The organism is Luteibacter sp. P4_E6 (assembly GCF_056401535.1).
In genome coordinates, this window is record NZ_JBFUJE010000173.1 from 1 (window position 1) to 7680 (window position 7680).

A 7680-nucleotide genomic window follows, 5' to 3' on the forward strand; every position below is an offset into this window, starting at 1 on the left:
GCGCCGAGTCGCTCTCCAGTTCGCCCTGTTCCCAGTGGCGGATCTGGTCAAGCAGCGGCGCGAACGGACCCGCGCCTTCGAGCAGCGCTTCCCGGATTTCAATCGCCAGTGGCAGGTGCTCGAGCACGTATGCCATGGAGACATTCATCAGGGTGTCGAGCAGCGAGAACAGGCCGGCCGTGAAGGCCATTTCCTGCAGTTCGGGCTTGATTGTGCGGGCCAGCTTCTCGCACATGTGGGCGCGGATAAGCGCGAGGCGAAGCAGTTCCGGCGGGCGCTCGTCCATGCCGGACACGGCCATGGTGAAAATCCAGTTGCGCATGCGGTTCACGCCGAAGAACACCGCGGCCTGCTCGACCGATTTCAGCTGGCGGGGCAGGGCGAAGTAAGCGGAGTTCACGCAGCCCAGCAGCTTGTAGCTGAGGACAGCGTCGTCGCGGATGATCTTGCCCAGTTCGACGGGGCCGTTCTCGGGATCCTGCAGGGCGCCCATGAGACGCAGCACGCCGAGCTTGCTCGGGGCGAGGCGTGGCATATCCACGCGCTCGGGGCGCAGCAGGTACTTGCCCTGGAAGCCGTCGACATCCTGGTCGGCGTAATCGACGAAGGTCTCGTGCGTATCGATGCCGGTGACGATTACCTTGACCCCGAACGCATGCACATAGTCCATGTGCGCGCGCGCAGCGACCGGATGGCGATGATCCACCGCGACCTTCGCGAACTGAACAATACGCAGCAACGCGTCCACGCCGGCCCGGTGTTCGGGATCGGCGGGCAGGTTGAAGTCTTCGAGCATGAACAGGCAGCCATGGCCCTTCAGCTCGCGAAGCTTCTCCAGCAAGTGGTCATCCGTACCGACATCGGCACTGATGCTGGCGCCGAGCCGCGCGTTGTGGCGAAGGATGTCCGCGTGCTCGAGGAGCAGCTGCGGCGACATGTGCAGGAAAGCACGATTGTCACGGACGAGGCGCTTGAGGCTGCCATCGGCGATAGCGCTCAGCGTCGCCTGCGTATGTGCAAGCGCCGCGGCGTCGATATCGCTGCCGATGGGGCGGGGGAACAGGAGTTCGTAGGCGAAGAGCGCCTGCTTCCTGTCCAGGATGGGCACGCGGACGATCGGGAGGATACCGTCGTCATTCACCGCTGTCGGCTGGGGGGTCACTGCCATTGCTTTTGTTGGTGCGCCGTCTGGGTGAGCCTGGGGATGTTTGTGGGTGGGATTAAACCTGCGCGATAGTGGCGGAACGCAGTTTTACCCGCGCGGTGTCGCCCTTCGGGCCGTAGGTCGATCCACCCGGCGAATCGCCCGCAAGCAGCGCAAGCGCCTGACGAACGTGGCCGATTCGCTGGCCGACAATGCGGCCGTTCACTTCATTGAGTTTGCGGCACTCGACCAGGCGTTCGATCGTGTGTGTCCAGCGCGCATCGTTCAGCGTGTCGACGCCGGCGGCGTCGCCCAGGTGGCGACGCTCCGTGTCGAGCTTTTCAATGCGGTCGAGCTGTTTGCCCTTCACCCGGCTGACGGTGTCGAGCGCATGCGTGTCAGCCTGATCGAGCGCCATGCGCTCGTCGATCAGGGTGGCGTGCAGCGCGTCGACCTCACGGGCGAGTTCGYCCATGACGGCGCGAACGGCCGCGTCGAAGTCGGAGCCGAGCGGATCGGTCATGCCTTGCCGCCGATCTGGCCTTCCATCGCAAGAAACTTGCTCGCGATGGCCTGCGAATCAGGCTTGTAGGTGCCGTCGGCCAGCTTGCTGCGGATTTCGTCGACGCGCTTGGTGTCGATGCCATCGCCACGGCTGGCGGCGTCGAGCGCCTTGGCCGAGTCGGTGATCTTGACGCTGTCGTCGCTCGGACGCACGGCGCTGGCGCCCTGCGTGGAGGCGGCGGAGCCTGCAGCCTGGTTCTGGGTGCGAAGCTGCACCTGGGGCTGCGGGGCCTGGATACCGGGTTTGATCGTCGTCGTCATGTGTGTTCCTCGGAGCTGGTGTCCTTCAAACCCTTTATCGGCGGTCTGTCGGCGAACTTTAACTGGCCCTGGGCCGTGAAGTGTGACCGGGTTGGGATTTTGTTCATGGCAGTACCGCGACGGTGCCGGGGCCGGTGACCACGGCGTCGAGTACCTTTCCGGATGAGGCGTTGCGGACCTTCAGGCGGGTGCCGGTATCGCCGGCGCCCATGGCCACGCCGGCGACGCGGATGACCACGCCCTCGACGTCGGCCTGCATGCTGACCGAGTCGCCGATGCGCACGGCTTGTCGACCGGCCAGCATGCCGGGTGTCAGTACGGTGCCAGCACTCAGTGGACGGGCCAGGGAGCGGCCGTCGACCTGACCCGGTTCGGCGATGTAGCCATAGGCGAGGCTGGCCACGTCACGCTCTTCGGTGTGCACGTCACCCGCGCCGACGCCATCGCCGCGTGCCAGCGGCCGGGTGGTCACCAGCACGTTGGTAAACATCTTGACCCGGACCGGCACACGCACCGTCCAGCCGCCCGGGACGGGGCAGTGCACGGCCACGCTGACGCGTGCGCCGAGTGGCCGGTTGCCGGGCAGTGAGGACTCGAGCGGTTTCGGGCATTCGGTCAGGCGAAGCCGGCTATCGAGCGAGTCGGCGTCGGCGGTCATGCGTGCGCCGGGCAGGGCGCGGTTCTGTAGCAGCCAGGTCACCGCCGCCGCGCGTACCGATTCCACCGTCTGCCCGGCCAATGCGCATAGCGGCAGGGCGAGCAGGGCGGTCACGGTGATACCGCGGGCGAAGGTGGATGCCTTCACGCGGCGCGTTCCGCCAGCGATGCCGACAGGCCCTGGGTGATCGCATCCAGTTCCCGGTTGAGGTCGGCGACCATGTGGCCTGCGTCTGCATGCCGGCCTTCGCCCAGCGTGATGGCGTATTGCGAGGCGAGCGCGGAGAAGCGTTCACCGGCGGCACGGATGCCATCGGTCGGGCTATCCGGCCGGCGCACGCGGAATTGGTCGATGCAACGCATGAGCGGGGTGGTGTCGAGCCAACGGCGATCGAGGCTGGCCGGATCGCGCGAGGCGAGTTCCACGGCGAAGCGAAGACCCTGGCTGGCTTCCCGGATCATCTGGCTGAGGCTGGCGGCGTCGAGATCGCCCTCGGTTTCGAGGCGGCTCAGGCCGAGCCGATGCGCAAGCACCGCGGCGCGGGCGGCGGCGTCGGCCTGGCGGCGAGCCTCGTTGGTCACGCGGCCGAGCGTGCCCTGGGTGGCCTGGATCGCAGCGATGCGGCCCTGCAACGCGCCCATGCCTTCGCGGGCCGCGTCGATGTTGCCACGCGCGCCGCGGGCGGCTTCGTCCACGCGGCCCATCGAAGCCTGCATGCCGGCGATGCCCGACTGGGTCTGGTCGAGGCGACGCAGGCTGTTCTGCACCGCGTCGTCGAGYTGACCGGCGAACTGGCCGACAGCTTCGGTGGTCTGGTCGATTTCTGCCGTTGCCTGGGTCGTCTTTTCCGCGAGCTGCTTGACCTCGTCGGCAACGACCGCGAATCCGCGACCGGCTTCACCGGCACGTGCGGCCTCGATGGCCGCATTCAACGCAACGAGGTTGGTCTGGTGGGCGATGTCCTGCACCGTCGCGGTCAACTTGCGGATCGCGGTGAAATATTCGGAGAACTGGGCGTGGTTGCGGCTCATGCCCGACAGTGCGCTGCGAAGCAGACGCAGCTGGCCGTCGAGGTCGCCCGCCGTGGCCAGGCCCTGGCTGCCCGACTCGCCCATGCCGACCGCGCCGGCGTAGGCCTGGTCGAGCGCTGTCGAAATCCTGGCGCTGGCGTCCGTCAAACGTCCGGCGGTGTCGCGGGCTCCTTCGACTACCTTGCCGAGTTCCAGCAGGGTGCCACCAAGCGCCTGGGCGTTGGTCAGCACCATGCCCTGCTGCTCGATCGCCTGGATGGTCGTTGCCGGCGCGGTGCGCGGCTCCGCAGGCTTAAGCAGGGCGCCAAGGGCGCTGGCAGCGGCCGGGTACTGTGCGGAGAGGGCGCGAACGCGCGCCGCATCGCCCTGGGCGGCTGCGTGGGCGAGGAGGCGGACGTGCTGGCTCCAGAGGAGGGTCATGATTTCGCTTTCATCGGATGGTCGCCCCACTTAATCGGTCGGGAGCCTCAGGACTTGAGTCATGCAATCGGCGTGCCATCAGCGCGGCTACAGAAACGACCAGAGCCGCCGATACCGTTCGCGACACCTTCTGTAGATGCCTCGCACGTCATGGCCCGACCGCTGCTCGACACCGTGGAAACCTTTACCCGTCTGGCGGGCCATAACCGCGTGGCGATGCTGCTGTTTCGCCTGGGTGATCGACAGGCGTTCGGCATCAACGTGTTCAAGGTGCGCGAGGTGCTTCGCCGGCCGCGCCTGGAGCGGATGCCAAGCATGCACGCGCTGGTCTCGGGCAGTTTCGACTATCGGGGCAGCACGATCCCGGTCATCGACCTCGCTGCCGCCATGGGCTATCCGGCGCTTGCCAGCGTCGACAGCGCACACCTGATCGTCACCGAATTCAACCTTTCGGTTCAGGGATTTCTGGTCTCCGATGTCGATCGCATCGTCCATGTGGATGGTGCCAACCTCAATGCGCCTCCGGCAGCGCTCGGCTACGGCTCGCGGGTCAATGCGGTGACCCGGCTGGACGGCGATCTGCTCGCGGTCGTGGACGTGGAGCAGGTACTGGCTTCCGTCGACCCCACCGTGGTGCAGCTTTCCGATCGTGTCCAGCAGGCCGCCCATGTGCAGCAGGCCGGCAATCGCCGCATCCTGGTCGTCGACGACTCGGCAGTCGCCCGCACGCAGCTGGTCGATCTGTTCCGCAAGATGGACCTCGAATGCGTCATCGCCAAGGATGGACGCGAAGGGCTCGACAAGCTGCGCACGATGGCCGGCGGCCCCGTTGCCGATCGGGTGGACCTGGTCGTATCGGACATCGAAATGCCGTTGATGGACGGTTACGCGCTGACCACCGCCATCCGCGAGGATGCGCAGTTGCGGCACATGAAGGTGCTCCTGCACAGCTCGCTGAGCGGTGTCTTCAACGAGGCGATGGTGGCTCGCGTGGGTGCGGACAAATTCATCGCCAAGTTCCAGCCGGACATCCTCGCGACCGCGGTGCTGGACCTCCTGCCTACCTGATACCGGCGTTGCCGCCTGCGACGGTCATCCGTCGCCGACGCCATCAGGCAGGGCGCCAGAATTCCGGCACGTTCGCCCAGATCATCGCTTCGATCCCACACAAACGGCGCCACGGCGCCGTTTCGCATGTCTGGGTCCGGCGTGGCACGCCTCTTGCTCAACCCCTCGGGCCAAGCTAACGAGGGGGTCAAGCCCATGATCGACAAACCGGATCCGCTATTAGGCGTACACGCCCAGGCCCTTGGCCTGTGGCAGCGCCGTGYGGAAGTCATTTCGTCGAACCTGGCCAATGCCGACACGCCGGGCTTTCTCGCGCGCGACCTCGATTTCCGCAAGGCGATGACCGCTGCCAGTGGCACGGCCGATGGCCCGGGATTGCAGATGACGGCAACCGAAGCCGGACATATCGGTGGCAACCCGGCCTTCGCCGCGACGGACGCCGACAAGCTCGCCTATCGCGTCCAGACCCAGCCCACGATGGACGGCAACACGGTAGATACCCAGGTCGAACAGGCCCAGTTCGCCGCCAACGCCATCCACTACCAGGCGTCGCTCAGCTTCATTACCTCGTCGATCCATGCCATGCGCATGGCCATTTCAGGATCCAGCTCATGAGCCTGCTCAAGATTTTCGACGTCGCCGGCTCCGGCATGGCAGCCCAGTCGGCCCGGCTCAACACCACGGCCAGCAACATGGCCAACGCGGACAGCATCGCCAGCAGTGAGGCCGGCGCCTATCACGCGAAGCAGCCACTGTTTTCGGCCGTGCAGCAGCAGGTCAACGGGCAGATGGAAAACGGCGGCGTGCGCACGCTCGGCATCACCGAAAGCCAGGCACCGATCCAGGCACGTTACGAGCCGTCCAATCCGCTCGCCGACGCGAACGGCAATGTCTATCAAAGCAACGTCAACACGGTCGACGAGCTGGTCAACATGATCTCCGCGTCGCGCTCCTATCAGAACAACGTCGAAGTCATGAACAGCGCCAAGCAGCTCATGCAGAAGACGCTTGACCTCGGCAAGTAAGGAATTCCCATGGTAGACGCCGTCAGCGGTAACAGTTCCTCGTCTTCATCATCGTCATCATCATCGACCGGCCAGCTGCAGCAGCAGACGCTGAGCCAGTCGGATTTCCTCAAGCTCATGGTCACGCAGATGACCAACCAGGATCCGACCAAGCCGATGGACTCCACCCAGATGGTGGCCCAGATGGCGCAGTTCTCTCAGGTGGCAGCGACACAGGAGCTGCAGGCCTCGTTCGACACGCTGGCATCCGGCCTCACCGGTGACCAGTTCGTGCGCGCTGCCGCTCTTGTGGGCCAGGAAGTGCTCGTGCCGTCGACCGCCGGCAAGCTCGAGGATTCCGCGCTCAGCGGCGCCGTGAACGTGGGCACCTCCGGGACCTACGTCAACGTGCAGATCAAGGACACCGCGGGCAACGTCGTCCGCACGATCGACCTCGGCCAGCCGGACGCCGGCCTCGCCAAGTTCGACTGGGACGGCAAGTCCGACACCGGCGCGCAGCTGCCCGACGGCGTTTACCAGATGTCCGCAACTTCCGGCGGCACGGCGATCGATACCTTCGTTCGCGGCAAGGTGGAAGGCGTCGGTGCCTCCGGTACCGATGGAACCTACGTGCAGGTAGCCGGCTTCGGCGGCGCCCTGCTCAGCCAGATCGCGCAAATCCTGTAACTCCAGCAAGGAACCTCCACCATGCCATTCGACATCGCCCTAAGCGGCATCAATGCGGCGTCTTCCGACCTGGAAGTCACTGCGAACAACATCGCCAACGTCAATACCGTGGGCTTCAAGGGCTCGCGTGCCGAGTTCTCGCAGGTCTACTCGGCAGCCGGAAACAATCTTTCGGCCCAGGTCRCCGGCAGCGGCGTGCGCCTGACCAACATCTCCCAGCAGTTCAGCGACGGTGCCGCGACACAGACCGGTAACTCCTACGACTTTGCCATCAGCGGCGCGGGTTTCTTCACCCTGCGTGACGGCTCGGGCTACTCCTATAGCCGCGCGGGCAACTTCCATCCCGATGAGAACGGGAACGTTGTCAATGCAACCGGCCAGAACGTGCAGGTCTATCCGCCGACTGCCAACGGCGGTTTCGATATCAGCAGCCTGGCCGACCTGAAACTGACCACCGGTTCCAGTCCCGCCAAGGCGTCGGCTGCCATCGGCCTGACCGCGAACCTTGCCGCGAGCGCCACGGCGCCGACCGGTGGCGCATTCGATCCGACCAACGACAAGACCTACAACACGCTGTCGACGTTCCAGGCTTTCGATTCCCTCGGTRCCTCGCATACGGTCAACATGTACTACGTGAAGGATGCGACCAATCCCAATACGTGGAACACGCACATGACCGTCGACGGTACCGAAATCGGTACGGCCCAGCAGATGACCTTCAGTGCGGGCGGCGCGATCATCACCCCGGCCGGCGGCAAGCTCAACTACGGTTCGGTATCGCCGAACCCGGGTGCCGCGCCACTCAATCTCACCGTCGACATGAGCAAGGTCACGCAGTTCGGT

The 7680-nt window shown here is 65.5% G+C and carries 10 protein-coding genes; 5 read left to right on the forward strand and 5 right to left on the reverse strand.

Annotated features, from left to right (window positions below):
* The 5 genes from AC1DT2_RS11880 to AC1DT2_RS11900 form a co-directional block, all read right to left on the reverse strand.
* Positions 1-1168, reverse strand: a 1168-nt coding sequence (locus AC1DT2_RS11880) for an EAL and HDOD domain-containing protein (protein WP_477296390.1), incomplete at its 3' end; no start/stop codon positions are given.
* A 52-nt stretch (positions 1169-1220) separates the two neighbouring features.
* Complete coding sequence (locus tag AC1DT2_RS11885; protein WP_477296391.1) at positions 1221-1667, reverse strand: flagella synthesis protein FlgN; 447 nt, start codon at positions 1665-1667, stop codon at positions 1221-1223.
* Positions 1664-1969: a flagellar biosynthesis anti-sigma factor FlgM gene (flgM, locus tag AC1DT2_RS11890; RefSeq protein WP_063571686.1), complete on the reverse strand. Its 306-nt coding sequence runs from the start codon at positions 1967-1969 to the stop codon at positions 1664-1666. Before flgM ends, AC1DT2_RS11885 begins: the two co-directional genes overlap by 4 nt.
* Positions 1970-2072: 103 nt before the next feature.
* Positions 2073-2774 (reverse strand): flagellar basal body P-ring formation chaperone FlgA, encoded by a 702-nt coding sequence (gene flgA, locus AC1DT2_RS11895; protein ID WP_477296393.1) that lies wholly within the window; start codon positions 2772-2774, stop codon positions 2073-2075.
* The gene (locus AC1DT2_RS11900) at positions 2771-4078 is read right to left on the reverse strand and encodes a methyl-accepting chemotaxis protein (RefSeq protein ID WP_213948712.1); all 1308 of its coding nucleotides are present in this window, start codon (positions 4076-4078) and stop codon (positions 2771-2773) included. Before AC1DT2_RS11900 ends, flgA begins: the two co-directional genes overlap by 4 nt.
* Before the next feature lie 150 nt (positions 4079-4228).
* Between AC1DT2_RS11900 and AC1DT2_RS11905 the strand changes: the two genes are divergently transcribed.
* The 5 genes from AC1DT2_RS11905 to AC1DT2_RS11925 form a co-directional block, all read left to right on the forward strand.
* Positions 4229-5146: a chemotaxis protein gene (locus AC1DT2_RS11905; protein WP_477296394.1), complete on the forward strand. Its 918-nt coding sequence runs from the start codon at positions 4229-4231 to the stop codon at positions 5144-5146.
* A gap of 195 nt (positions 5147-5341) precedes the next feature.
* Positions 5342-5761: a flagellar basal body rod protein FlgB gene (flgB, locus tag AC1DT2_RS11910; protein WP_477296395.1), complete on the forward strand. Its 420-nt coding sequence runs from the start codon at positions 5342-5344 to the stop codon at positions 5759-5761.
* The gene (gene flgC / locus AC1DT2_RS11915) at positions 5758-6171 is read left to right on the forward strand and encodes a flagellar basal body rod protein FlgC (RefSeq protein WP_213948715.1); all 414 of its coding nucleotides are present in this window, start codon (positions 5758-5760) and stop codon (positions 6169-6171) included. Before flgB ends, flgC begins: the two co-directional genes overlap by 4 nt.
* A gap of 9 nt (positions 6172-6180) precedes the next feature.
* The gene (locus AC1DT2_RS11920) at positions 6181-6837 is read left to right on the forward strand and encodes a flagellar hook assembly protein FlgD (RefSeq protein WP_477296397.1); all 657 of its coding nucleotides are present in this window, start codon (positions 6181-6183) and stop codon (positions 6835-6837) included.
* 21 nt (positions 6838-6858) lie between these two features.
* Positions 6859-7680, forward strand: an 822-nt coding sequence (locus tag AC1DT2_RS11925; RefSeq protein ID WP_477296399.1) for a flagellar hook protein FlgE, incomplete at its 3' end; no start/stop codon positions are given.

Excerpts from the sequence above, each read along its gene's own strand:
- flgM (WP_063571686.1), bottom strand. The coding sequence starts at position 1,969 with ATGACGACGACGATCAAACCCGGTATCCAGGCCCCGCAGCCCCAGGTG.
- AC1DT2_RS11920 (WP_477296397.1), top strand. The coding sequence starts at position 6,181 with ATGGTAGACGCCGTCAGCGGTAACAGTTCCTCGTCTTCATCATCGTCA.
- flgC (WP_213948715.1), top strand. The coding sequence starts at position 5,758 with ATGAGCCTGCTCAAGATTTTCGACGTCGCCGGCTCCGGCATGGCAGCC.
- AC1DT2_RS11905 (WP_477296394.1), top strand. The coding sequence starts at position 4,229 with ATGGCCCGACCGCTGCTCGACACCGTGGAAACCTTTACCCGTCTGGCG.